Source organism: Variovorax beijingensis (assembly GCF_007828835.1).
GTDB lineage: Bacteria > Pseudomonadota > Gammaproteobacteria > Burkholderiales > Burkholderiaceae_C > Variovorax > Variovorax beijingensis_A.
Map to the genome: position 1 here is coordinate 179,032 of NZ_VIVL01000001.1, position 23,892 is coordinate 202,923.

27 protein-coding genes are annotated in these 23,892 nt (G+C 68.5%); 14 read left to right on the top strand and 13 right to left on the bottom strand.

What is annotated here, in order from left to right; all coding sequences use genetic code 11:
- Nucleotide 1: 1 nt before the first annotated feature.
- Nucleotides 2–1,819: a feruloyl-CoA synthase gene (locus FB547_RS00805; RefSeq protein WP_145738820.1), complete on the top strand. Its 1,818-nt coding sequence runs from the start codon at nt 2–4 to the stop codon at nt 1,817–1,819.
- A gap of 10 nt (nt 1,820–1,829) precedes the next feature.
- Here FB547_RS00805 and FB547_RS00810 read toward each other — a convergent pair whose 3' ends face one another.
- Nucleotides 1,830–3,218, bottom strand: coding sequence for a PLP-dependent aminotransferase family protein (locus FB547_RS00810; RefSeq protein WP_145738822.1), 1,389 nt, complete (start codon nt 3,216–3,218; stop codon nt 1,830–1,832).
- Nucleotides 3,219–3,355: 137 nt separating this feature from the next.
- On the opposite strand from FB547_RS00810, the gene FB547_RS00815 reads away from it, so the two are divergent.
- The 3 genes from FB547_RS00815 (at nt 3,356) to FB547_RS00825 (ending at nt 6,572) form a co-directional block, all read left to right on the top strand.
- Entirely contained in the window at nt 3,356–4,642 is a 1,287-nt protein-coding gene (locus FB547_RS00815; RefSeq protein WP_145738824.1) for a hydroxymethylglutaryl-CoA reductase, degradative, read from the top strand.
- A gap of 92 nt (nt 4,643–4,734) precedes the next feature.
- Nucleotides 4,735–5,187, top strand: coding sequence for a hypothetical protein (locus FB547_RS00820; RefSeq protein ID WP_145738826.1), 453 nt, complete (start codon nt 4,735–4,737; stop codon nt 5,185–5,187).
- A complete protein-coding gene (locus tag FB547_RS00825; protein ID WP_186454094.1) occupies nt 5,184–6,572 on the top strand; it encodes a tripartite tricarboxylate transporter permease in 1,389 nt (462 codons plus the stop codon). Before FB547_RS00820 ends, FB547_RS00825 begins: the two co-directional genes overlap by 4 nt.
- A gap of 60 nt (nt 6,573–6,632) precedes the next feature.
- Here FB547_RS00825 and FB547_RS00830 read toward each other — a convergent pair whose 3' ends face one another.
- Entirely contained in the window at nt 6,633–7,970 is a 1,338-nt protein-coding gene (locus FB547_RS00830) for a hypothetical protein (protein WP_145738829.1), read from the bottom strand.
- 83 nt (nt 7,971–8,053) lie between these two features.
- Between FB547_RS00830 and FB547_RS00835 the strand changes: the two genes are divergently transcribed.
- The 5 genes from FB547_RS00835 to minE all read left to right on the top strand — a co-directional run bounded on the left by FB547_RS00835 (nt 8,054) and on the right by minE (nt 11,901).
- Entirely contained in the window at nt 8,054–8,476 is a 423-nt protein-coding gene (locus tag FB547_RS00835) for a hotdog fold thioesterase (RefSeq protein ID WP_145738831.1), read from the top strand.
- Nucleotides 8,477–8,563: 87 nt separating this feature from the next.
- Nucleotides 8,564–9,850, top strand: coding sequence for a solute carrier family 23 protein (locus tag FB547_RS00840; protein WP_145738833.1), 1,287 nt, complete (start codon nt 8,564–8,566; stop codon nt 9,848–9,850).
- A 121-nt stretch (nt 9,851–9,971) separates the two neighbouring features.
- On the top strand, nt 9,972–10,748 hold the full coding sequence (gene minC, locus FB547_RS00845) for a septum site-determining protein MinC (protein ID WP_145738835.1): 777 nt from the start codon (nt 9,972–9,974) through the stop codon (nt 10,746–10,748).
- Nucleotides 10,749–10,803: 55 nt separating this feature from the next.
- The gene (gene minD / locus FB547_RS00850; RefSeq protein WP_124960303.1) at nt 10,804–11,619 is read left to right on the top strand and encodes a septum site-determining protein MinD; all 816 of its coding nucleotides are present in this window, start codon (nt 10,804–10,806) and stop codon (nt 11,617–11,619) included.
- A gap of 3 nt (nt 11,620–11,622) precedes the next feature.
- The gene (gene minE / locus FB547_RS00855) at nt 11,623–11,901 is read left to right on the top strand and encodes a cell division topological specificity factor MinE (RefSeq protein WP_012745230.1); all 279 of its coding nucleotides are present in this window, start codon (nt 11,623–11,625) and stop codon (nt 11,899–11,901) included.
- A 51-nt stretch (nt 11,902–11,952) separates the two neighbouring features.
- Here minE and FB547_RS00860 read toward each other — a convergent pair whose 3' ends face one another.
- Both FB547_RS00860 and FB547_RS00865 read right to left on the bottom strand, forming a co-directional pair.
- Complete coding sequence (locus FB547_RS00860) at nt 11,953–12,870, bottom strand: alpha/beta fold hydrolase (protein ID WP_145738837.1); 918 nt, start codon at nt 12,868–12,870, stop codon at nt 11,953–11,955.
- A 215-nt stretch (nt 12,871–13,085) separates the two neighbouring features.
- Nucleotides 13,086–13,688 carry a TetR/AcrR family transcriptional regulator gene (locus FB547_RS00865; protein ID WP_145738839.1) on the bottom strand — a complete coding sequence of 201 codons (603 nt, stop codon included), beginning with the start codon at nt 13,686–13,688 and terminating at the stop codon, nt 13,086–13,088.
- Nucleotides 13,689–13,879: 191 nt separating this feature from the next.
- Between FB547_RS00865 and FB547_RS00870 the strand changes: the two genes are divergently transcribed.
- Nucleotides 13,880–14,824, top strand: coding sequence for a CysB family HTH-type transcriptional regulator (locus FB547_RS00870; protein WP_145738840.1), 945 nt, complete (start codon nt 13,880–13,882; stop codon nt 14,822–14,824).
- A gap of 114 nt (nt 14,825–14,938) precedes the next feature.
- Nucleotides 14,939–15,199, top strand: coding sequence for a hypothetical protein (locus tag FB547_RS00875; RefSeq protein ID WP_012745225.1), 261 nt, complete (start codon nt 14,939–14,941; stop codon nt 15,197–15,199).
- Between the two features lie 93 nt (nt 15,200–15,292).
- On the opposite strand, the gene FB547_RS00880 is transcribed toward FB547_RS00875, so the two are convergent.
- Nucleotides 15,293–15,736, bottom strand: coding sequence for an RcnB family protein (locus tag FB547_RS00880; protein ID WP_145738842.1), 444 nt, complete (start codon nt 15,734–15,736; stop codon nt 15,293–15,295).
- Between FB547_RS00880 and FB547_RS33510 the strand changes: the two genes are divergently transcribed.
- Nucleotides 15,714–16,139 (top strand): hypothetical protein, encoded by a 426-nt coding sequence (locus FB547_RS33510; protein ID WP_225613009.1) that lies wholly within the window; start codon nt 15,714–15,716, stop codon nt 16,137–16,139. The two genes, FB547_RS00880 and FB547_RS33510, sit on opposite strands and share 23 nt — an antisense overlap.
- Before the next feature lie 51 nt (nt 16,140–16,190).
- Nucleotides 16,191–16,829, top strand: coding sequence for a GDSL-type esterase/lipase family protein (locus tag FB547_RS00890; protein WP_145738844.1), 639 nt, complete (start codon nt 16,191–16,193; stop codon nt 16,827–16,829).
- Nucleotides 16,830–16,841: 12 nt separating this feature from the next.
- On the opposite strand, the gene FB547_RS00895 is transcribed toward FB547_RS00890, so the two are convergent.
- The 4 genes from FB547_RS00895 to FB547_RS00910 are packed head-to-tail and all read right to left on the bottom strand — an operon-like array spanning nt 16,842 to nt 18,885.
- Entirely contained in the window at nt 16,842–17,360 is a 519-nt protein-coding gene (locus tag FB547_RS00895; protein WP_145738845.1) for a class IV adenylate cyclase, read from the bottom strand.
- 34 nt (nt 17,361–17,394) lie between these two features.
- Nucleotides 17,395–17,763: a hypothetical protein gene (locus FB547_RS00900; RefSeq protein ID WP_145738847.1), complete on the bottom strand. Its 369-nt coding sequence runs from the start codon at nt 17,761–17,763 to the stop codon at nt 17,395–17,397.
- The gene (locus FB547_RS00905; RefSeq protein ID WP_145738849.1) at nt 17,760–18,365 is read right to left on the bottom strand and encodes a cob(I)yrinic acid a,c-diamide adenosyltransferase; all 606 of its coding nucleotides are present in this window, start codon (nt 18,363–18,365) and stop codon (nt 17,760–17,762) included. The genes FB547_RS00900 and FB547_RS00905 overlap by 4 nt, the downstream gene beginning before the upstream one ends.
- A gap of 13 nt (nt 18,366–18,378) precedes the next feature.
- The gene (locus tag FB547_RS00910) at nt 18,379–18,885 is read right to left on the bottom strand and encodes a DinB family protein (RefSeq protein ID WP_145738852.1); all 507 of its coding nucleotides are present in this window, start codon (nt 18,883–18,885) and stop codon (nt 18,379–18,381) included.
- An 86-nt stretch (nt 18,886–18,971) separates the two neighbouring features.
- Between FB547_RS00910 and FB547_RS00915 the strand changes: the two genes are divergently transcribed.
- Complete coding sequence (locus FB547_RS00915) at nt 18,972–20,396, top strand: FAD-binding oxidoreductase (RefSeq protein WP_145738853.1); 1,425 nt, start codon at nt 18,972–18,974, stop codon at nt 20,394–20,396.
- Nucleotides 20,397–20,477: 81 nt separating this feature from the next.
- Here the strand turns inward: FB547_RS00915 and FB547_RS00920 are convergent, their stop codons facing one another.
- The 4 genes from FB547_RS00920 to FB547_RS00935 form a co-directional block, all read right to left on the bottom strand.
- A complete protein-coding gene (locus FB547_RS00920; protein ID WP_145738855.1) occupies nt 20,478–21,377 on the bottom strand; it encodes a CsgG/HfaB family protein in 900 nt (299 codons plus the stop codon).
- A gap of 106 nt (nt 21,378–21,483) precedes the next feature.
- Nucleotides 21,484–22,431: a ParB/RepB/Spo0J family partition protein gene (locus tag FB547_RS00925; protein WP_145738856.1), complete on the bottom strand. Its 948-nt coding sequence runs from the start codon at nt 22,429–22,431 to the stop codon at nt 21,484–21,486.
- Complete coding sequence (locus FB547_RS00930) at nt 22,431–22,976, bottom strand: RBBP9/YdeN family alpha/beta hydrolase (RefSeq protein ID WP_145738858.1); 546 nt, start codon at nt 22,974–22,976, stop codon at nt 22,431–22,433. The genes FB547_RS00925 and FB547_RS00930 overlap by 1 nt, the downstream gene beginning before the upstream one ends.
- Nucleotides 22,976–23,890, bottom strand: a complete 915-nt coding sequence (locus FB547_RS00935) for a ParA family protein (protein WP_012745213.1) — start codon at nt 23,888–23,890, stop codon at nt 22,976–22,978. Before FB547_RS00935 ends, FB547_RS00930 begins: the two co-directional genes overlap by 1 nt.
- Nucleotides 23,891–23,892 lie beyond the last annotated feature (2 nt).

Genomic DNA, 23,892 nt, shown 5'->3' on the forward strand with positions numbered 1-23,892 from the left:
AATGAACGACGACGACTTCCTCCTCGACCAAAGCCAGATCGCCCCGCCGCGCACGGTGCGCATCGACTTCGACGACGGCTCCTTCGCGCTGCGTTCGCCGATGGCGCTCAAGCCCTATGCGCGGTGCATCGGCGAATGGCTGGAGCGCTGGGCGCGCGAGACACCCGACGCGCTGGCCTTCGCGGAACGCGACGACAGCGGCGAAGGCTGGCGCAAGCTCGACTACCGCGCGCTGCGCGAGGCCGTGGGCGGCGTCGCGCAGGCGCTGCTCGACCTGGCGCTGCCGGCCGCAAAGCCCATCGTGATCCTCTCGGACAACGCGATCGACCACGCGGTGCTGATGCTCGCGGCGATGCACATCGGGCGCACGGCGTGCTCGCTGTCGAGCGCGTACTCGCGCCTGGCCAGGGATCCATCGCGGCTGCACGGCATGCTGCAGGCGCTGCAGCCCGCCTTGATCTACGCCTCGGATGCCAGGATCTACGGCGGCGCGCTCGCGGGCTGCGGCGTCGAGGCGGTCACGGTGTTCAGCCGTCATGCCGACGCGCATGCCGGCGCCCTGCCCTTTGCGCAACTGCTGCAGGCGCGCGAGACATCCGCCGTGATGCAGGCCTACGAAGCCATCCTGCCCGACACCCACGCCAAGTACCTGCTGACCTCGGGCTCCACCGGCAAGCCCAAGGTGGTGATCAACACGCACCGCATGCTCTGCGCCAACCAGCAGATGATGGCGCAGACCTGGCGCTTCCTCGCGCACGAAAAACCGGTGCTGGTCGACTGGCTGCCCTGGAGCCACACCTTCGGCGGCAACCACAACCTGCACATGGTGCTCGCCCATGGCGGCGCGCTCTACATCGACGAGGGCCGGCCCGCGCCGGGGCTCATCGAGAAGACCGTGCGCAACCTGCGCGAGGTGAAGCCCACGCTGCTGTTCAACGTGCCGCGCGGCTTCGACATGCTGCTGCCCTTTCTCGAAGCCGACGATGCCCTCGCGCGCGAGGTGTTCTCGCGCCTGCGGCTGGCCTTCTATGCGGCCGCGGCGCTCGCGCCCTCGACCTGGCAGCGGCTCGAGGCCGTGGCGCGGCGCGTGCGGCCCGAGCGGCCGCTGTGGCTCACCACTTCATGGGGCGCCACGGAAACCTCGCCAGCCATCACCTCGGCGCACTGGAAGCTCGACGGCGCGGGCTGCATCGGCGCACCGCTGCCGGGGCTCGAACTCAAGTTCGTGCCCAACGGCCAGAAGCTCGAGATGCGCGTCAAGGGCGTCTCGGTGTTCCCGGGCTACCGCCATGCGCCGCGCGAAACCGCCGAGGCCTTCGACGAAGAGGGCTACTACCGCATCGGCGATGCCGGTTTTCTTGCGGACCCCGCCGAGCCCTCGCAAGGCGTGATCTTCAACGGCCGCGTGGCCGAGGACTTCAAGCTCTCGAGCGGCACCTGGGTCTCGGTGGGCACATTGCGCGTGAAGCTGGTGTCGATGCTGGCGCCGCATGTGCAGGACGTGGTGCTCACGGGCCATGACCGCGACGAGATCGGCATGCTGGTGTTCGCGAGCCCGCAGGCCGCCTCGCTCGCGCCGCAGGCGCTGGCCGGGCGCATCGCCGAGGTGCTGCGCAGGCTGCGCAGCGAAGGCGCGGGTTCCTCGCAATGCCCCGCATGCGCGCTGGTGCTCAGCGAACCACCGAGCCTCGACGCGGGCGAGATCACCGACAAGGGCTACATCAACCAGCGCGCGGTGCTCGTGCGCCGCGCGGCCGAGGTGGCGCGGCTGCATGCCGGCGCGGATCACGACCTGCAGGTCATCCGGCTGCGCGACTGACTGAAAAAGATCAACCGCCGGGACGTCGCCGCAGCGCGGTACGCAGCGCCTTCGCGAAACGCGGGTCGGCCGTGGCACCGACGTTGAAGCGCGACCAGCGCGAGACCTGCGTCGAATCGGTGCTGAAAATGCGCCCCGGCGCCATCACGATCTTGCGCGGCAGCAATTCCTTCGCCAGCACCAGCGAGTCGGCCACGCCGGGAAGCGCGGCCCAGACATAGAGCGACTGCGGGGTGCGCGCGAAGACTTCCGCATCGACCGAATCGAACAGCTGCAAGGCCTTGCGCGTGGCCTCGCCGAGGCGGTTCTGCAGGCGGTTCAGGTGCCGCTGGTAGTGGCCTTCGCTCAGGATCACGTCGACCGTGCGCTCGCTGTACTCCGAGCTGCTCACGTGGATCAGCGCCTTCAGGTCCGCGAGGTCGGTCGCCAGGCCGGCCCCGCAGGCGATGAAGCCCACGCGCAAGGCTGCCGAGAACGACTTCGAGAAGCTGCCGATGTAGATGGTGCGCTCCAGCTGGTCGAGCGCCGAAAGCCGCGGCAAGGCCGTGGGCTTGAAGTCGGCCAGCGGGTCGTTCTCGACGATCAGCAGGTCGTATTTCTGCGCGAGCTGCAGCACGCGGAAGGCCTTGGCCGGCGAGATGTCGGAGCCCGTGGGGTTGTGCGCGAGCGACTGCGTGAAGAAGAGGCGCGGTCGCTCGGCCATCAACAGCCGCTCCAGCACGTCGAGATCGGGCCCGTCGGCCAGCCGCGGCACGGCGAGCATCTGCGCACCCGCGAGCTTGAGCTTTCCGAACAGCGGGTAGTAGCCCGGGTCGTCCACCAGCACCTTGCCGCCGGGCGGCACGAAATAGCGGATGACGATGTCCATCGCCTCGTTGGCGCCGTGCGTGAGCACGATCTGCCGCGGCTCGGCGCCGATGCCGAAGTCGGCCAGCTTGCGCACGAGGTGGTCGCGCAACGGCGCATAGCCGAAGCGGCTGCCGTAGCGGAACAGCGCGCCAAGCCCCGTGCGGACCACCTTGGGGTGGTACTTGTCGAGCCGCACGTCGGCCAGCCATTCGACCGGCGGGAAGCCGTCGCCCACGGCCACCGCGTCGGGCTGCGTCTTGAGCTGCTCGCGCATGAGCCACACGATGTCCATCGCGCGGCCAAGGCTGCCCGCTTCTTCCTCGACGGGCTTGACGGTCGACTGCGCGAGCACGAAATAGCCCGAACCGCGCCGCGGCTCGACGAGGCCGCGCGACACCAGCAGCTCGAACGCGGCCACCACCGTGTTCTTGGCATAGCCGTGCAGCTGCGCGAGTTCGCGCAGCGACGGCAGCTTGTCGCCGGCCTTGTAGGCGCCGCTCGCGATCTGGCGCGCGAGGGTGTCGGCAAGCGAATCGGCAATCGTGGTCATGGGCTGCGACTGTGACACAGCAGGCCGCCGCGGCGCACCACTGTCCGCACTGTCCCGCCAAACTGTGCCTTCCGCGGCCGGTACAGCCGGCCTAAATTGCCTGCTCCCGAATTCATCTTCCGAAGAGACAAGCAACGATGGTCGCCGATTCCCGCATTCCCAACTTCCGCGCGCTCACGCCCGCACAGCGCCTTGCCCACATCGCGCAGGCCGCATCGCTCACCGGCGACGAGGCGGCGCTGCTCGCCCAACCGGGCGCCCTGAGCGTGGACCGCGCCAACGGCATGGTCGAGAACGTGATCGGCACTTTCGAGCTTCCGCTGGGCGTGGCCGGCAACTTCACCGTGAACGGGCGCGACTACCTCGTGCCGATGGCCGTCGAAGAGCCCTCGGTGGTGGCCGCCGCGTCGTTCATGGCCAAGCTGGCGCGCGAAGGCGGCGGCTTCGAGGCCTCGAGCACCGGGCCGCTGATGCGCGCGCAGGTGCAGGTGATCGGCATCACCGACCCCTACGGCGCGCGGCTCGCGCTGCTGCGTGCGCGCGACGAGATCCTGGCCGTGGCGAACAGCCGCGACAAAGTGCTGATCGATCTCGGCGGCGGCTGCCGCGACATCGAGGTGCATGTGTTCGGCGACACGCCGCGCGGCGCGATGGTGGTGATGCACCTGATCGTCGACGTGCGCGACGCGATGGGCGCGAACACGGTCAACACCATGGCCGAGGCGGTGTCGCCGCTGGTCGAGAAGCTCACGGGCGGCACGGTGCGCCTGCGCATCCTGTCGAACCTGGCGGACCTGCGGCTGGCGCGTGCGCGCGTGCGGCTCGCACCGGCCGTGCTGGCCACGCGCGAGCGCAGCGGCGAAGAAGTGGTCGAGGGCGTGATCGATGCGTACACCTTCGCGGCCATCGACCCCTACCGCGCGGCGACGCACAACAAGGGCATCATGAACGGCGTCGATCCGGTGATCGTCGCGACCGGCAACGACTGGCGCGCGGTGGAAGCCGGCGCGCATGCCTACGCCTGCCGCAGCGGGCGCTACAGCTCGCTGACCACCTGGGAAAAGGACACGACAGGCGCATTGGTCGGCACCATCGAGATGCCGATGCCGGTAGGGCTGGTCGGCGGTGCCACCAAGACGCATCCACTCGCCCGGCTCGCACTGAAGATCCTCGACGTGAAGTCGGCACAGGAACTCGGCGAAGTCGCGGTGGCCGTGGGCCTCGCGCAGAACCTCGGCGCGCTGCGCGCGCTCGCCACCGAAGGCATCCAGCGCGGCCACATGGCGCTGCATGCCCGCAACATCGCGCTGGTCGCGGGCGCCACCGGCGACGAGATCGACAGCATCGCCAGGCAGATGGCCGCCGAGCATGACGTGCGTACCGACCGCGCCATGGCACTGCTCGAAGCGCTGCGCAGGAAGTAGGCAGGGCCGGAGAGGCCCGCACAACGGACCGCGGCCGAAACCGCGGCGGCCATGGAAGTGGCCGTCACATCACCAAGACGGAGACATCACAAATGAACGCAGACAGTGCAACGCGCGCCAGATGGCGGCTGGTGGAGATATGGGGCGACACGGCCGACCTGGGCCACCTCGCGTGGTCGATCGTCATCGGCGTCGCGGTGAGCCTCACGGGTTATCTCGTGGCCAGCCGCGTGCTCGCGAGCGCCGTGAGCACACCCGAGCTGGCACGCGCCTACGCCATGCTCGCCGGCCTCGGCGGCTGCGTGGTGTCGGGCCTGGTCTGCGCGAAGCTCTTCACGCCGAAGCGCGAAGTAGTGGAAGGCACCGAAGCCGATCCGCGCTGGCGCGAAGAAGTGCTGGCCGAACTGGCCGGCGAGCATGGCGACCTGGGCTCGGTGGACGACCTGCCGCCGTCCGTGGTGCGCGAGATGAAGGAACTGGAGATCTACGACCTGTTCGCGTCGTACAAGCCCAGCGCACGCAGCGCCGGAGGAGCCGCACCGTGATCGACGCCGCACTCCTCGACCAGATCCTCGTTGCCACCGGCATGGGCCTCGTGGGGGCCATTGTTTTCGCGGCCATCGGCCTTGTCTCGGGCACCGACGAAACCACCACGCTCGCACCGCTCACGCTGCTGGTGGTGCTGCTCGGCGTGCCGCCCGAAGGCGTGTTCACCTTCTTTCTCGCAGCGGCCGTGGCCAAGCACATGACGCATGCGGTGCCCACGGCGCTGCTCGGCATCCCGGGCGACACCATGGCGACACCGCTGCTGCAGGACGCGAACGTGCTGCGCAACCTCGGCGTGCCGCACATCGCGTTGCGCAAGATGGTGTCGGGCGCGATCATCGCGGCCTTCCTCGCCGTGCCGCTGGCCGTGCTGTTCGCGGTGCTGCTCGCGCCCTATGGTGCAGCCATCACCAAGGCGGCGCCCTGGATCTTCGTGGTGGCGGCCGTGGCCATTGCGTATTTCTCGAGCGGGCGCTGGGCCTCGGTGGCCACGCTGGTGCCGTTCGTGATGGTGATCGTGGCGCTGCAAGCGCTCACCGGCAAGTACGGCGTGAAGCTCAGCATCAGCTACTTCCTGGGCATCGCGATCGGGCCGCTGGTGGCCGACCTGTTCTCGGTGATCTCGCCGGCGGCACGCGCCCGCATGAAGCGCGACAAGGTCCGCACCTTCTCGCTCGCGCCGGACGTGAAGGGCTGGTCAGGCTACTTTCCGAACCCGTTCAAGGTGCTCGACCGCGGACAGGTGAAGTGGACCGTTGCGACCGCCGCGATCTCCAGCGCCACCTTCGTGTTCAGCCCGGTCGCAATGACGGTGGTGCTGGGCGAGCTGGTGGGTTCGCGCATCAAGCACGCCTACCACCGGCTGACCACCACGCTGGCCGCGCGCAACGGCGTGACCGAGGCCACCTACATCGCCGAGGCGCTGATTCCGCTGATCGCCATCGGCCTGCCGCTGAGCCCGGTGGCGGCCGGCCCGGCCGCGCCGCTCTTCAATGCGCCGCCGGTGTTCACCATCGATTCGGCCACGGGCCAGACCCACAACCTGCACAACCTGCTGAACCACTGGGAGTTCCTGGGCTACGGCATGCTGGCGGTGATGCTCGCGGCGCTGGTGGCCTATCCGTTCACGATGAACTTCGCGCGCCGCGCGGCACTCTTCGTCTCGCGCAAGGTGAGCCACGAGGCCATCATCGCGACCTTCGTCGGCCTGATCGTGGTGATCAGCGTATGGGAAGGGCAGCTGCTCGGCTTGCTGGTGATCCTCACGATGGGCCTGCTCGGGGGCCTGCTGTCGCGCGCCATCGGCTTCAACACCGGCGTGCAGTTCATGGGCTACTACACAGCGGTGCTGACGGTGCCGGCCGTCATCAAGGCCTTCGGTTGATGCCTCGAGGTGCGCAGCGCGGCTTCAACGACCTTCAGTCGCAGGCCCCGCCGGCACCGGTCAGGGGGAAACCCGAGGGCCTTTCCTGCGAGCCGCCGGCGCTGCCTTCTTCACGGGCTCTTCCTCGCCGAAAAGCCTTTCGATCTGCTGCCCCGCGCGCGCGCCGATGGCCGTGCCCACGCCCGGCAGCAGCGCGGTGCCGACCGCCGCACCGGCCAGCGCACCGCCGGTCAGCGACACCTCGGGCTCGCTCATGGTCCCGCCGATCTTCAGCGGCATGCCGACCACGCCGTCGACCAGGTCGACCGCGATCTCGCCGTCCAGCTTGCGGTTGAACAGCCGCAGGCTGCCGCTGGCCGTGAGCACACCCGAACGCGCCTTGAGCCCGGTGTAGCGCATCACGACGCCGTCTTCGGTACCCTGCGTGTCGAGCACGCCGGTGAGCTCGTCGAGCGGCGTGGTGCCGCCGCGGCTGATGCCGGCGGTGGTCACGGCCTTGGCCAGATCCAGCCGCGTGAGCGTGGCGGGCTGGACCGAGAAGGTGGTGCGGGTGCGCAGGCTGCGCAGCAGCGCGCCCACTTCGCCGGTCTCGGCCACCAGCGCGGACTGGCCCGAAACCTTGCCGGCGACGGCGCTGCGCCGGCCGAAGGCCTGCACCATGCCCTCGATGTCCACCTGCCGCGGCTCGAGCTCGGCTGACACGCGCAGCAGGTCGCCGGGCAGGGTCTCGAACCAGGCCACGCCGTTCGCCGTGCCGCCGCCGATGTCGATGCGGGTGCGCCACCGGTCCTGTCCGGCGGCGCGGTCCAGCCGCAGCCGGGCGGGCGGCGACACGCCGGCACGCTCGATTCGCGCCTGGCGCGGCCGCCAGCCGGCGTCGAAGCTGATTTCGCCGTCGTAGGCCAGCGCAATGCCGCGCCGGTCGATCCAGCTCAGGTCGCGCCAGCGCAGCTTTTCGAGCGGAACGGGCGCCAGCGTCCAGGGCGCCGGCAGCGCGACGATGCGGGCGCCCTCCTTCGGCTTGGGGCCCTTGCCGCGGAACGCGCGCACCGACTCGCGCGGCAGCACCAGGCTTTCGATCTCGACCTCGTCGATCGCGACGACCCGGCGCAGCAGCTCCCGCAGCTTGAGCTGCACCGTGATGCGGCGCAGCGTGACGGGGCGCGGCTGCTCGGTGGCCAAGTCGGACAGCACCAGCACGGGGCTGGGCCACAGCGCCCAGTGCGCACCGCCGATCTTCAGGCCCACGCCGAAGCGCTTCTCGAAACCTTCGGCAATGCGCGCGGCCACCTCCTCGTCGCTGGGCAGGCGGGTGCTCGCCACCCACACCAGCGCGCCGGCACCCAGCAGCAGGACCGCGGCAATGCCGATGAGCCAACGGCGGACAGGGCGTTTCATCCGGCCAACTTAGCACGCAAAGGCGACTGCCGTTGTCAGCCCCCGTCGCTATAGTTTCCCAAACCCTGCACCGGAGAAACCGAATGCGTATCTGGAAAAAAGACATCTCTGTCGAGGAACTGACCCGCAACCACATCGGCACCGCCGTGTCCACGCTGGGCATGGAATTCCTGGAGGTGGGCGACGACTTCATCCGCGCCCGCGTGCCGGTGGACGAGCGCACCCGCCAGCCCTACGGCATCCTGCACGGCGGCGTGTCGGTGGTGCTGGCCGAGACGCTGGGCTCCTGCGGCGCGCACTACTCGGCCCCCGAGGGCGACCGGGCCGTGGGCCTGGACATCAACGCCAACCACATCCGCTCGGCCACGAGCGGCTGGGTCACGGGCACCGCGCGGCCGGTGCACCGCGGGCGCACCACCCAGGTGTGGCAGATCGACATGACCAACGACGCGGGCGAATTGACCTGCGTCTCGCGCATCACAATGGCGGTGCTGGCGCCGCGCTAGGGCAGGAAACCCGCCCGGCATGCGGGCGGCAGCGGGCCGAGAGAAGCCCCCCAGGAACATCAATAACTACCGAGGAGATCACCACTCATGAACAACCTGTTCAGCTGGCGCGAAGTCGCCGCCACCGAGGGCCGCGTGGTCGCGCCCGACGAACGCCTGCCCTGGCTGCAGACCGGCATGATGGGCGTGCAGCACGTGATCGCGATGTTCGGCGCCACGGTGCTGGCGCCCATCCTGATGGGCTTCAATCCCAACATCGCGATCCTGATGAGCGGCATCGGCACGCTGATCTTCTTCCTGGTGACGGGCGGCAGGGTGCCCAGCTACCTGGGCTCGAGCTTCGCGTTCATCGGCGTGGTGATCGCGGCCAGCGGCTACGCGGGCAAGGGTCCCAACGCCAACATCGCGGTGGCGCTCGGCGGCATCGTGGCCTGCGGGGTGGTCTACATCCTGATCGGCGCCCTCGTGCAGGCGATCGGCACCGGCTGGATCGAGCGCTTCATGCCGCCGGTGGTCACGGGCGCCGTGGTGGCGGTGATCGGGCTCAACCTGGCGGGCGTGCCGATCAAGAACATGGCGGCCAGCAATTTCGATTCGTGGATGCAGGCCGTCACCTTCCTCTGCGTGGGGCTGGTGGCGGTGTTCACACGCGGCATGCTGCAGCGGCTGCTGATCCTGGTCGGGCTGATCCTGGCCACGCTGGTCTATGCGGCGCTGACCAACGGCATGGGCCTGGGCAAGCCGGTGGACCTGGGCGGCATCGCCAACGCCGCCTGGTTCGGCATGCCGACCTTCACCGCCCCGGTGTTCACGGCCAACGCCATGCTGCTGATCGCGCCCGTGGCCATCATTCTGGTGGCCGAGAACCTCGGCCACCTGAAGGCGGTCACGGCCATGACCGGCCGCAACCTCGACCCCTACATCGGCCGCGCCTTCATCGGCGACGGCATCGCCACCGTGGTGAGCGGCGCCTCGGGCGGCACCGGCGTGACCACCTATGCCGAGAACATCGGCGTGATGGCGGCCACGCGCATCTACTCGACGGCGGTGTTCGTGGTGGCCGCACTCATCGCGCTGGTGCTGGGCTTCAGCCCCAAATTCGGCGCGCTGATCCAGGCGATTCCGCTGCCGGTGATGGGCGGCGTGAGCATCGTGGTGTTCGGGCTCATCGCCATTGCGGGCGCCAAGATCTGGGTCGACAACAAGGTCGACTTCTCGCAGAACAAGAACCTGATCGTGGCCGCCATCACGCTGATCATCGGCACCGGCGACTTCACGCTGAAGTTCGGCGACTTCGCATTGGGCGGCATCGGCACCGCGACTTTCGGCGCCATCATCCTCTACGCGCTTCTGGGCCGGACGCGCAACGCCTGAGGCCTTGCAAAGTGAAACCTCGTGCAAGAAATGTTGTCCGAGGTGCTTGAAGCGGGCCCCGGTCACTGGCCGGAAGCCCGCGCCCGTTAGACTTCAACGCTTTTCGCACCGACGTTTTCCAATGGCCGATGTCTCCGCCGCGCGCACCAAGGCGGTTTTCGAATTCAAGAGCGCCACGCTGCCGCTGATCGCAGTGATCCTCAAGACGGCCGACCTGGCCGTGCTGGCCGAGGCCCTCGACGCGCAGCTGGCCGACTCGCCCGATTTCTTCGAGCAGGAGCCGGTGGTCATCGACCTCTCGCAGCTGCAGCCGGACGAGGAAAGCGGCGAGGAACCCCCGGCGCTCGACTTCGCGGCGCTGCGCGGCCTGCTGGCGCGCCACCAGACGCAGCCGATTGCGGTGCGCGGAGGCAACAACGCCCAGAATGCGGCGGCGCGCGCCGCCGGCCTGTCGCTCACGGCCATGCCGGTGGCACCCGCGCCGCGCTCCCCGGCACCGCCGGCCGCTTCGCCGGCGCCCGCCAGCGAAGCACCGCAGATCGTGCGCGAAGTGCCGGTGCCGGCCAACGGCACCCTGCTGATCGACAAGCCGCTGCGTTCGGGCCAGCAGGTCTACGCCCGCGGCGGCGACGTGGTGGTGACCGCGGTGGTGAGCTTCGGCGCCGAGGTCATTGCCGACGGCAACGTGCACGTCTACGCACCGCTGCGGGGCAAGGCCATTGCCGGCGCGCGCGGCAATACCGAGGCGCGCATCTTCTCGACCTGCATGGAAGCGCAGCTCGTGGCCATCGCGGGCATCTATCGCACCAACGAAGTGCCGCTGCCCGACCCGGTGCTCGGCAAGCCGGCCCAGATACGCCTCGATGGCAAGAAGCTAATGATCGACGCGATTCCCTGACGGGCCGCGCCGCATCCGACAACCAACAACCGAATCGAAACAAGAAGGAATGGCCATGGCCAAAATTGTGGTGGTGACCTCAGGCAAGGGCGGCGTCGGCAAGACCACGACGAGCGCCAGCTTCGCGTCGGGCCTCGCGCTCGCGGGCAAGAAGACGGCGGTGATCGACTTCGACGTGGGCCTGCGCAACCTCGACCTCATCATGGGCTGCGAACGCCGCGTGGTGTACGACCTGATCAACGTGATCCAGGGCGAGGCCAACCTGAGCCAGGCGCTCATCAAGGACAAGCAGTGCGACAACCTGTTCGTGCTCGCGGCCTCGCAGACGCGCGACAAGGAAGCGCTCACGCAGGAGGGCGTCGAAAAGGTGCTGACCGACCTGGCCGCGATGGACTTCGACTACATCGTCTGCGATTCGCCCGCCGGCATCGAGACCGGCGCGATGATGGCCATGCACTTTGCCGACGAGGCGCTCGTGGTGACCAACCCCGAGGTATCCTCGGTGCGCGACTCCGACCGCATCCTGGGCATGCTCAGCAGCAAGACCAAGCGGGCGAAGGAAGGCGGCGACCCCATCAAGGAGCACCTGCTGATCACCCGCTACAACCCCAACCGCGTGGCCGGCGGCCAGATGCTCTCTCTGGAGGACATCCAGGACATCCTGCGCATCAAGCTGATCGGCGTCATTCCCGAGTCGGAGAGCGTGCTGCAGGCCTCCAACCAGGGCGTGCCCGCCATCCACGACAAGGAAACCGACGTGGCCAAGGCCTACAGCGACGTGGTGGCGCGCTTCCTGGGCGAGGACCGCCCGATGCGCTTCGTCGACGCCGAAAAGCCGGGCTTCTTCAAGCGAATTTTCGGAGGCAAGTAGGCCATGTCCTTTTTCTCGTTCCTGCTCGGCGAAAAGAAGAAGACGGCCAGCGTCGCCAAGGAGCGGCTGCAGATCATCCTCGCGCACGAGCGGTCCAGCCTCAGCGGCAAGAAGCGCCCCGACTACCTGCCCGACCTGCAGCGCGAGCTGATGGCGGTGATCTCCAAGTACGTGAAGATCAATGCCGATGACATCAAGGTTCACCTGGAAAAACAGGACGACCTCGAAGTGCTCGACATCAAGATCGAGCTGCCCGACCCGGCACCCTCGCCGGCGCGCTGAAAAAGAAAGAACGCGGCGCGGGCGGCATTGCCCCCCACGCCCGCCCACCGCTCAGGGCTGCGCCACGAAGCGCACCACCTGGTGGACCACGTCCTCCTCCTTGAGGATGCGGCGGTGCCCCAGTCCCTGCGTGGCCACCAGCCGCGCTCCGCTGATCGCGTCTCGATAGGCCTCGGCATCCGCAAAGCGGTTCACCCGGTCGTCGCGGTCATGCACGATCAGCGTCGGCTGCGCGATGCGCGGACCGACGGCCGCCGGCTCCAGTTGCGCCATCAGGATGCCTTCGCGCGCCTCGAACCGCCGCTGCATGGCCTGGCGCGTCGCCTCGCTGAGCCCGAAGGTGTGCGCGAAATAGCGCGTGTATTCGCGCGGCGACGCCGGCGGCGCGAGCAGCACCATCCGCTCGGCCTGCAGGCCCTGCGCGGCCGCCAGCGCCAGCGCGTTGGCTCCCAGCGAATGGGCAGCCACCGCGCGCAGCGCATGGCCGTCGGCCGCGAGCCTAGCAACCACATACGCGATGGCGCGCGCGAACTGCGGCGAGTTGCTCGTCGTGCCCGCGCTGCGGCCATGGGCCGGCAGTTCGAGCAGCACCGGCCGCAGGCCCGCATCGGCCAGCGCCTGCGCGAGCGCCAGCATCTGCCCCGCATGCCCGCCCCAGCCGTGCACCAGCAGCACGACGGGCGCCGATTCCGCACCTGAGTCCTGCGCGGCCAGGTGATAGAGGCCGATGCCGGCATTCTCGAAGGCCCAGCCTTCGCGCCGCCAGTCGGCCCCGGGCCCCTGGCCGCGGTAGAGCCACTTGGGCGGCAGCGGCGTGCCGAACACGCGGTAGGCCGCACGCACGCCCAGCGCGGGCCACAGGCGCTGCGAGGCGGTCAGGCCGAAGCGCAGTGCGCGCATCAGGCGGCCCGGGCGGTAGTAGTTGGACTGGGCGGCGTGCGTGGCCGCGGAGGTGGTGGTGCTCGTCATGCAATGGGCTCCTGCGTACGGTCGTTCAGTACCAGACCCAGTCCTCATTGCTGCGCGGCAGGCTGCGCAGCGCATCGCGGGTGGCGTCGGCGCCGATGGCGACCACATAGACGGCAAGACAGAGGGCGATGATCAGCATGGTGTTTCTCCTTTTATCGCACGATCGTGCGAAATTAAGACAAAGAAAGACGGAACGAAATGGCCTGTGCCGTGGCTCAGGCGCGGTAGCTCGAAAGAAGCCGCTGCCAGGTCTGCGTGGCGCGATCGGCGGCTTGGGGGTCGCGCAGGAAGCGCGCGTCGTGCAGCAGGCCCATGATGAGGCCGTTCAGTTCGCTGACCAGCTGCGCCGGGTCGGTGTCGGGCCGCAGCTCGCCGGTTTCCACCGCCTGGAGCACCGTGCGGCGCAGCGCGGCGCGCCAGCGCGTGATCTCGCCGAACAGCAGGTCGCGCAGCTCGCCTTCGCGGTCGTCGTATTCGAAGGCGCCCGCCATGTAGATGCAGCCGGTTTCGGCCTCGATGTCGCGGGTGCGGGCAATCCAGCGCCCGACGATGTCGTTGAGGCGCGCCAGGCCCTTGGGCTTTTGCATGGCCGGCACGAACACGTCGGCCAGGAAGCGGCGGCCGTATTCCTCGATCACCGCCTTCTGCAGCGCTTCGCGCGAGCCCACGCGCGAGAACACGCCGCTCTTGGAGAGCGCCAAGCGGCTGGCCACGGCCTGCAGCGTGATGGCCTCCAGGCCTTCGGCCAGCGCAAGGTCCATTGCCGCGCCGACGATGGCGGCGCGGGTGAGTTCGCTTTTCTGGGTCTTGGCGTCCATGCCGGCAACTTTAGCACAGTCGTGCGAAATTGCAAACTCGCTGGCCGCGGCATCGGCAGCAGGCCGGCACAGATGTTTTGCTCATGTGAAACCAACAAACGCATCGTTCCCCGCATGAGCACTTGTGCCGAGAATCGCCGCTCGGCCCGCCGCGGGCCTGTGCCTTCTCCTCCCGATCTTCTCCGCGCCAGATGAACTTCCAACAACTGCGCTCGGTACGCGAGGCCGTTCGTTGCGGCTTCAACCTGACCGAAGTCGCCCATACCCTCCACACCTCCCAGCCGGGCGTGAGCCGGCAGATCCGCGAGCTGGAGGAAGAGCTCGGCATCGAACTCTTCGTGCGCGCCGGCAAGCGGCTCACCGGGCTCACGGAGCCGGGCGGCCACGTGCTGCCGATCATCGAGCGCATGCTGATGGAGAGCAGCAACCTGCGCCATGCCGGGCAGGAGTTCGTGGCGCAGCAAAGCGGCCTGCTCTCGGTGGCGGCCACGCATTCGCAGGCGCGCTATGCGATGCCAGTGGCGGTGCAGGAATTCCGCGCGCAGTTTCCCAACGTGAAGCTGCACCTGCACCAGGGTTCGCCCAGGCAGATCGCGCAGATGCTGATCGACGGCGAGGCCGACGTGGGCATTGCAACGGAGGCGCTGGGCGACTATCCCCAGCTGGTGGCCCTGCCCTGCTACCGCTGGACGCATTCGGTGATCGTGCCGCCGGGCCACGCGCTGCTCGATGCGCCGCTGACGCTCGAGGCGCTCACGCGCCATCCGCTGATCACCTACGACACCGGCTTCACCGGCCGCTCGCGCATCGACGAGGCCTTTGCGCAGCACGGGCTCGAACCCAACATCGTGCTGGCCGCGATGGATGCCGACGTGATCAAGACCTACGTTCAGCTGGGCATGGGCGTGGGCATCGTGGCCGGCGTGGCCTACGAGACGGAGCGCGACACGCAGCTGCGCGCGCTCGATGCGGGCCGGCTCTTCGGCATCAACATGACCAAGCTCGCGGTTCGCCGCGGCAACTACCTGCGCAAGTACGTCTACGCCTTCATCGAGTCGTTCGCACCCACGCTGACGCGCGCGGTCGTCGAAAAGGCTCTGGGCGATGAAGCGAAGGGATCGCACTACGAAATCTAGGGCCCGCGCAACGTCTTCGGCGCCTGCAGCAACAGGTTTTAAAAAGATGCGCGCCGCTTCACACAGGGGGCGTACATTCGGGTTAATTCCTTGGCTTCCCGGAACGGATCAGCAATGGCATCGACCCCGCAGCAGCAACAGAAAACAAGGGCCGCCCTGAAGGCCGCCGACGCCGCCGAACGGCGCGAGCGGCTGAGGCGGGCATTGCCCGCCACGGTGGAGCTGCTGCAGAGCCGCCAGGCGGACCGCATCGACGACAGCGACATCGAGGCCTACGTGAGCCTGAACTGGCTCGAATGGCACGGCGGCGGCCTGCGGCTCACCATCACCGGGCGCAATGTCTGCGCCCAGTCGCTGCCCACGGTGGTGGCCTGAGAGCCTCGCGCCCGCCAAAGCAAAAGACCGCCGCAGGAAGCCCCGCGGCGGTCTTGAAATGTCCGGTGCGCAGCAGCCTGCGCGCCCGGCTGGTTACTGGCTGCCCACGATGATCTGCGCGATCACGCCGGTCGCAATGGCCGCGAGCACGTAGTCGCCGCCCACGCCCACCCACTGGTAGCCGCGCGGCGGCTGCTGCAGGCGGTAGGCGCGCCAATCGTTCACCACGTAGTTGCGGCCACGGTATTCATGGGGCACGCGCCCGCCGCGACGCCACTCCGCATGCGGCTGGGGGTAGCCGGCGCGGTCGAACTGCCGGCCCGGCCGATAGTCCTGGCGCCCGTAGCGGTCGCCGCGACGATCGTCGTCGTGCCGGTCGAACCGGCGGTCCTGCTGTTCGTAGCGGCCGTTGCCTCGATCGTTGCCGCGGTCATGATCGCGATCGTGGCCCCGGTCCTGTGCGAAGGCACTTCCCGCTGCCATGCACATCGCGAGCGCCGCAGCAGCGACGGCCATGCTCTTTGACTTGATGATCATCTGGAACTCCTTCGTGTTGATGACGAGTCCATTGTCAGTGGCGCTTGTGTCCGCCCTGCACGCATCAGGTCGCGGTCAGGTGAAATCAGGTAAGTGCTGGTATCGCGGCGGCGCGTTGTCCTTCAAGCCGGGTTTCGCGGTACCGATTTGCGCCCGGCCCGGGGCTCTGGCGACAATGGGCCTGCAAAGCAGCAGAGGCGTGGAGGCGCCATTCATCAACATGCGTGACAAGATCATTGGTGCCATCGGCATCGTGTGGGGCGGGGGCATGCTCCTGAAGTGGCTCATGTCGGGGCCGCCTGCCGGAATCGGCGGCTATCAAGGCGGTCAGACCGCCGGTGCTCTCCTGGGCGCCGTCATGTTGGTCGCGGGCCTGTACCGCTTCTTCAAGCGTTCCGATTGAGCGAAGGCGCAGGCAGGCGATTCCTGGACTGCGTTTAAGCTCGCGCGCAGCATGAAGCGACGACACCTCCTCCACCTGCTGGCCGGCCTGCCTGCAAGCGCCGTGCTGGCCGCCTGCGGCAAGCGCAAGCCCTCCGCTGCCGCACTGAAAGCCGACGCCCGCGTGCTCGCACTGGGCGACAGCCTGACCTTCGGCTACGGCGCGCCGCCCGAGGCCGCCTGGCCCGTGAAACTCGGCGAGCTCACGGGCTGGCAGATCGAGAACGCGGGCCTCAATGGCGACACCTCGGCCGGCGCGCTGGAGCGCCTGCCGCCGCTGCTGGCCGCCGCCAGCTACGACGCGGTCCTGATCGGCATCGGCGGCAACGACATGCTGCGCGGCGTGCCGCCCGCGGCCACGCGCGACAACCTCGCGGCCCTTGTCAGCCAGGCGCGCGCGCACACGCCGCACGTCGCGCTGCTGGCCACGCCTTCGCCCGACGCGATGCGCGCGGCTGTCGGGTCGCTGAGCGATGCGTCGTTCTACGAGGAGGTGGCGAAGTCAGGGCAGGCGCTGCTTGTGCCCAATGTGTATTCGAGCGTGCTGTCGGACGCATCGCTGCGCTCCGATCGCATCCATGCCAATGCCGAAGGCTATGCCCGTGTTGCGCAGCAGCTCGCCGACCAGTTCAAGGCCGCGGGCTGGCGCTGAGGACCGCAAGGCTCAGGCGGCCTGCAGCAGGTCGACGTAGGCACCCTGCACGAGCTGCCCGGACGCAATGCCCAGTTGCGCCATGAGCGCATGCGCTTCGGCCGTGCCAGCCTCGGCGGACTCGCCTTCTCTCAGCACCACCTCGAGTTCGAGGAACTCGCCCAGCCCTTCCACGCGGTCGAGGTGCACGCGCGTTCGGCCCACGATGAAAAGCCGGCGCTGCTTGCGCACGCGGCCGGCCTGGCCCCAGGCGAGCGTGAGCGATTCGCGCAGCGCATCGGGCGTGGTGGTGGGCGAGATCAGATAGAACGATTCCTTCGGGCCGCTGCTGTTGGCGCGGCGATAGAAGATCAGCTCGGCGCGGTCGGGCGCGAAAATGCGCAGCTTGAGGCAGTCGGCGCTGTTTTCGCAGCGGAAGAAGGTGTCGTCCTGCGCGATTTCGATGGGGCCTGAATCGGCGAGCTTCGCGGCGATGGATGCCACGCGTTCCACGCTGTCGATGCGGGCCTTGATCTCTATGTTTCTTGCCATTCCGGTTGGCCTGCCTCGCCGCGGCGGCTCTCGCTCAGGGCGCGCTGCCCTGCGGCCCCACAGGCGGCGGCGCGGTGCGGCCGCTCGAACCCGGCGCGAGCTTGCGTCCGAAGGCTTCGCCCACCCTGCGCACCGGCCGGCTGGCTTTTTCCGAAACATTGTTGACGCCGCGCCGCGTCGCGTCCTCGGCGCGGTCGATGCCGCGGCCGGCGGCGTTGGTGCCGCGCTGCACGCTGTTCACGACCTTGCTGTCACGCGGCGGCGGCTTGAGCGTATGCGCCGGTTGCGCCGTGGGCGGACTGTCGGCGCTCTGCGCGTGAACAGCAGCGGCAGACAGCAGCAGGAGTGCGGCGCTTGTCGCAGCCAGTGCGAATGCACGGGCAGGCATTTTCTTCGTCGTCATGATGGGCTTCCTTCTTCGTCGTTGGGCTCGGCTGCGTCTGCCGCTGCGGCGCGTGCCATGCGTTCGCTCTTCCAGTAGACGTCGTCGCCGCCGTTCATCCGGTTGAGCACGCGCGCGAGCACGAAGAGCAGGTCGCTGAGCCGGTTGAGATATTGGCGCGGCGCATCGTTGAGTTCGGCCGTCGCGCCGAGCGCCACCACCGCGCGCTCCGCCCGCCGCGCCACCGTGCGGCACACATGCGCGAGCGAGGCCGCGCGCGTACCCGCGGGCAGGATGAATTCGGCCAGGCGCGGCAAGGCGGCGTTGTGCTCGGCCAGTGCGTTGTCCAGCTGCAGCAGCGCGTCGGCCTTCAGCAGCGTGTAGCCCGGCATCGAAAGCTCGCCGCCCAGGTTGAAGAGCTGGTGCTGCACGTCGACCAGCAGCTCGCGCACGGGCTCCGGCAGGGGCTCGCACAGCAAGAGGCCGATCTGCGAGTTGAGCTCGTCCACGTCGCCCATCGCGTGCACGCGCAGGTGGTCCTTGGGCACGCGGGTGTTGTCGCCGAGGCCGGTGGTGCCGTCGTCGCCGGTGCGGGTGGCGATCTGCGAAAGTCGGTTGCTCATGGGAGCTCCTGGTTTAGCCGGCGATGGCTGCCTTCGATGCGTCGATCTTGCCGGCCAGCCATTGCAGGCCCGCCAGATGCTGCTGGTCGTGGCTGCAGAGGTAGTGGACAAGGCTGCGCATCGTGAGCGGCCCATAGCCTTCGAACACGGCCCTGCGCGCAAGTTGCACCTCCGTCAGGTTCGAGACGATTTCCATGGTCCGGGCACGCGCGATGCGGAATTCAGCCAGCACCTTTGCCGCGTCGGCCATGCCATAGGCGCGCGCAATGGCGAGCGGTTCGCTGTCGATCGAGGCCAGCGTCGGATGGCTTTCTTCCAGCGTGCGGCGAAAGCGCACGTGATAGCCCTCGACCTCGATATCGCGCACATGGCAGAGCTGCTCGATGGCCGTGAAAGCCTCGCTGGGCACGCCCTCCCACGAGGGCGGCGCCCAATGCCGGAACGCGTCGGGAATGGCCGCGTAGTGGGCTTCGAGCTGCGAAGGGAATGCGGCGAGCGCAGCGAGGGTCGTAGGGTTCATGGCTTTTCCGAAGCGCATTATGGTGCTCGCTCCGTAAAATGGCCGGACAGAGCCCCCGCTCCCCTTTCACGACCAGGAGACGCCCGATGAACGCCCCGACCCAAACCTCGCACCTGATGCCGGAGCTTCATCTGCGCGACGTGCCCGACAGCCTGATCGAGGGCCTGAAAGCGCGCTTCGGCAGCAACTGTTCCACGGCCATGGCCGTGCGCACGCAGCATGGCCGCGACGAGTCCTCGTTCGACGCGCCGCCGCCGTCGGCCGTGGTGTTTGCCGAAAGCACGCAGGACGTGGCCGATGCGGTGAAGCTCGCAAGCGAGCACAGCGTGCCGGTCATCCCCTTCGGCGTCGGCTCATCGCTCGAAGGCCACCTGCTCGCGGTACAGGGCGGCATCAGCATTGACGTCTCGCGCATGAACAAGGTGCTGTCGGTCAATGCCGACGACCTCACCGTCACCGTGCAGCCCGGCGTCACGCGCAAGCAGCTCAATGACGAGATCAAGAGCACGGGCCTGTTCTTTCCGATCGATCCGGGCGCGGACGCCTCCATCGGCGGCATGACCGCCACGCGCGCGAGCGGCACGAACGCGGTGCGCTACGGCACCATGCGCGAGAACGTGCTGGCGCTCGAAGTGGTCACAGCCGGCGGCGATGTCATCCGCACCGGCACGCGCGCGAAGAAGTCGTCCGCCGGCTACGACCTCACACGCCTCATGGTGGGCAGCGAAGGCACGCTGGGCGTGGTGACCGAGATCACGCTGCGCATCTATCCTCTGCCCGAGGCGGTATCGGCCGCGATCTGCTCGTTCCCGAGCATCGAGGCCGCGGTGCGCACCACCATCGAGACCATCCAGCTGGGCGTGCCGATCGCGCGCGTGGAGCTGATCGACGTGAACACGGTGCGCATGGTCAACACCTACGCCAAGCTGAACCTGCGCGAAGAGCCGATGTTGCTGATGGAATTCCACGGCTCGCCGGCCGGCGTGAAGGAACAGGCCGAGACGGTGCAGGAGCTCGCGAGCGGCCACGGCGGCAATGCCTTCGAATGGGCCAGCACGCCCGAAGAGCGCACGCGCCTGTGGACCGCCCGGCACAACGCCTACTTTGCGGCCGTGCAGTCGCGCCCCGGCTGCCGCGTGATCTCGACCGATACCTGCGTGCCCATCTCGCGCCTGGCCGACTGCCTGCTCGACTCCGTGGCCGAGGCCGATGCCAGCGGCATCCCCTACTTCCTGGTCGGCCACGTGGGCGACGGCAATTTCCACTTCGGCTATCTGCTCGACCCGAACATTCCCGAAGAGCGCGTGAAGGCCGAGGAACTGAACCATTCGCTCGTGAGCCGCGCGCTGGCACTCGAGGGCACCTGCACCGGCGAGCACGGCGTGGGGCTGCACAAGATGGACTTCCTGGTGACGGAAGCAGGCGTGGGTGCGATCGACATGATGCGCACGATCAAGCGCGCGCTCGACCCGAAGAACATCATGAATCCCGGGAAGATCTTCGCGCTCTGATCCTTCGAAAGCGCCCGTGAAAAAGCCCGGCGGCTCGCAAGAGCCCCGGGCTTTTCTGTTGCTGGGCGTGCGCCCTGCGGCCTACTTGCGGCGGCGCGTGGGCGCCGGCTGCTCGGCCGGCACGTAGGTCTGCGACGGCGCCGCGCCGCCATCCACGCCCAGTCGGCCGCCGCCCCCCAGGCCCTGGCCGCGCACCGTCTGCGCCTTGTAGCTGCGCAGCGAACGCACCATCTGGTTGAAGGCGTCCATGAAGGCCGCGGCAATCACCTTGCCTTGCGCCGTGTTGGTGTAGCCGCCGAGGCCGCCACCGGCACTGCGGCCGGCGAGGGCACCGAAGGCGCCGAAATCGGTCTTGGAGGCGCTGCCTTCCGAGGCCGCGACCTGCACACCCGAGCGGTTGTCGATGAGCGTCAGGAGCGCGCTGGCTTCCTTGGTCTGCAAGCTGCCGCCGACGGCCGCCAGGGCGCGGCCACGGCCGCCGCCCACCAGTCCGCCCAGCGCGCCGCCGATGCCGCCGGCATCGCTGTTGCTGAACACGATCTCGGGCGACAGGCCGTAGTCGGACGCCACCATCTGGCCGCGGCCGAAGTTGCTGCCGCCGCGCATTTCGCCCGACTGCATGAGCGCGCGCTCGCGCGTCATCGCGTTCATGCCGGCCGCGCCGCGCTCGACCACCACGAAGCAGTTCGACTGCTGCACCAGCAGGCGCAGCAGGTTGGCCGTGGGCGGCAGGCGGTATTCGCCCGTGAGAATGGTGTACCAGCCGGCATTGACGTTCTCGATCAGCGAGACGGTACCGAGCGGCGATTCGCAGCGCTCGAGCTGGCTGCTTTCGCCGGCGGTGGCGGAGCCTGCCGCGCTGCCCGTGGCCATGGTCTTGGCCGACTGGCTGCCCATCTGCATGTCGGTGGTCACGCAGCCGGCCAGCAGCAGCGCGCCCACGGCCAGGGCCGTGGCCGGAAACTTTGTCGTGAACTTCATGGAGAACTCCCCCTCGTCAGGATCTGGTTGAAACGTCAGCGGCGAGGATACGCGTAAAAGATTGCAAGAATCAATCACGCGAATGTCCGACTGGACGCCTCCGCGCCTAGGCCGTTCGGCGGATGCGCTCGATCAGCCCGTTGAGCGCCTCGATGGAGCCGAAGTGGATGGCCAGCTCGCCGCTCTCCTCCACCTTGCCGCCGCGCTTGCTGCGCTTCTTGATGCGGACCTCGACTTCGGCGGTCAGCAGGTCGGCCAGTTCCTCTTCCACGCGCTGCAGGTCGCGCGATTTCTCGCCATCGTTGCTGCGGCGAGACGGCGTGAGGGTGAACTCGGCCGCCAGCCTTTTCACCAGCGCCTCGGCTTCGCGCACCGACATCTTCTTGGCCGCAATCTGGTTGGCGGCGGTGATCTGCGTGCCGCGGTCGAGCGAGAGCAGCGCGCGGGCATGGCCCATGTCGATGTCGCCCGCCATCAGCATCTGCTGCGCCGGCTCGGCCAGGTTCAGCAGGCGCAGCAGGTTGCTGGCCGCGCTGCGCGACCGGCCCACGGCCTGTGCGGCAGCTTCGTGAGTGAGCCCAAACTCTGAGACCAGGCGTTGCAGGCCTTGGGCTTCTTCGAGCGGATTGAGGTCTTCGCGCTGGATGTTCTCGATCAGCGACATGGCCGCCGCGGCCTCGTTGGGCACATCGCGCACCAGCACCGGCACGCGGTCCAGGCCCGCGAGCCGGGCAGCGCGGAAGCGGCGCTCGCCCGCGATGATTTCGTACTCGGCGTTCTTGGCGGCGGCCGATTCGGCATCGAGCCGGCGCACCAGGATCGGCTGCATGATGCCCTGCGCCTTGATGCTCTCGGCCAGTTCGTACAGAGCGCCTTCGTCCATGCGGGTGCGCGGCTGGTAGACACCCGCCACCATCTCGTCGAGCATCAGCGTGTTCGGATTCTGCGCGGCCGCGCCCTCGTCGGCGCCGGTGGGGTCGGCGGACGGCGCGGCCGTCGGGCCGAGCAGCGCTTCGAGGCCGCGTCCCAGGCCCTTGGGTTTCTTGGTCGCCATCAGTGCGTGTCTTTCGAGATTTCGTTCAGTAGTTGCCGGCCCTGGGGCCAGTCGCCCAGGCCGGATTCGGCATTCAGGTGGCCGCCCGCACCGGCGTCGACGAAGCGCGCGCCCCAGTCGGCGGCCATCTGGCACGAGCGCGCGGCCTCGCAGTAGGGATCGTCGTTGGCGGCGATCAGCACCGAGGGAAAGGGCAGCGGCTGGCGCACGATGGGCGCCCAGCCCGGAATCAGCTGGCGCAGGTCGTCGCGTTCGACGTCGCCGGGCGCCACCAGCAGTGCGCCCCGCACCTTGTGCGTGTTGCGCGAATGCGCGGCCCAGGCCGCAACAAGGATGCATCCCAGGCTGTGCGCCGCAAAAACCACGGGCCCGGGCGCCGCCAGCACCTCCTCCTCGAGCCGCGCGGACCAGTCGCCGCGCAGCGGCCGCATCCAGTCGTGCTGTTCGACGCGGTGGTCGCCATGGACCGACTCCCAGCGGGTCTGCCAATGGCCGGGGCCGCTGTTCTGCCAGCCCGGCAGCAGGAAGACACGGGACGCTGCCATCAGAAGCTTTTCTCGCCCGAATCGGGGCCACCCGCCGGCGACAGCACGTCCTCGGGAACGGCCAGGTTGGGCGGTGCGACCGGCCCGACCGGGGCAATGGGAGGCGCAACGGCTCCGGATGCAAAGGCGCTGGCGGGCGGCATTTTCTCGACCAGCTCCTTGGCAAAGGCAACGAAGGCCTGGCTGCCGCGCGCGGCCGGATCGAACACCACGCCCGGCAAGCCATAGCTGGGTGCCTCGGCCAGCCGCACGTTGCGCGGAATCACGGTATCGAACACCTTGTCGCCGAAGTGGGCCTTGAGCTGTTCGCTCACCTGCTGCTGCAGCGTGATGCGCGGATCGAACATCACGCGCAGCAGGCCAATGATCTGCAGGTTCTTGTTGAGGTTGGCGTGCACCTGCTTGATGGTATTGACCAGGTCCGTGAGCCCCTCGAGCGCGAAGTACTCGCACTGCATGGGCACGATCACGCCATGGGCGGCGCACAGGCCGTTGAGCGTCAGCAGGCTCAGGCTCGGCGGGCAGTCGATCAGCACGAAATCGTACTCGGCGCCCACCGTCGCGAGCGCGGTGCGCAGGCGTTTTTCGCGGCGGTCGAGCGCCACCATCTCGACCTCGGCGCCGGCCAGCTCGCGGTTGGCGCCCAGCACGTCGTAGCCGCAGCCGCCTTCCACCAGCTTGTCGGCCTTGACGCGCGCCTCGGCCACGGAAGCCGACTCGAGCAGCACGTCGTACACCGTGAGCTCCAGCTGGCGCTTGTCGATGCCCGAACCCATGGTTGCATTGCCCTGGGGATCGAGGTCGATCATCAGCACCCGCTGGCCCACCTTGGCCAGCCCGGCGGCCAGGTTGACGGTGGTGGTGGTCTTGCCGACGCCGCCCTTTTGGTTGGCAATGCAGAAAATCTTGGCCATAT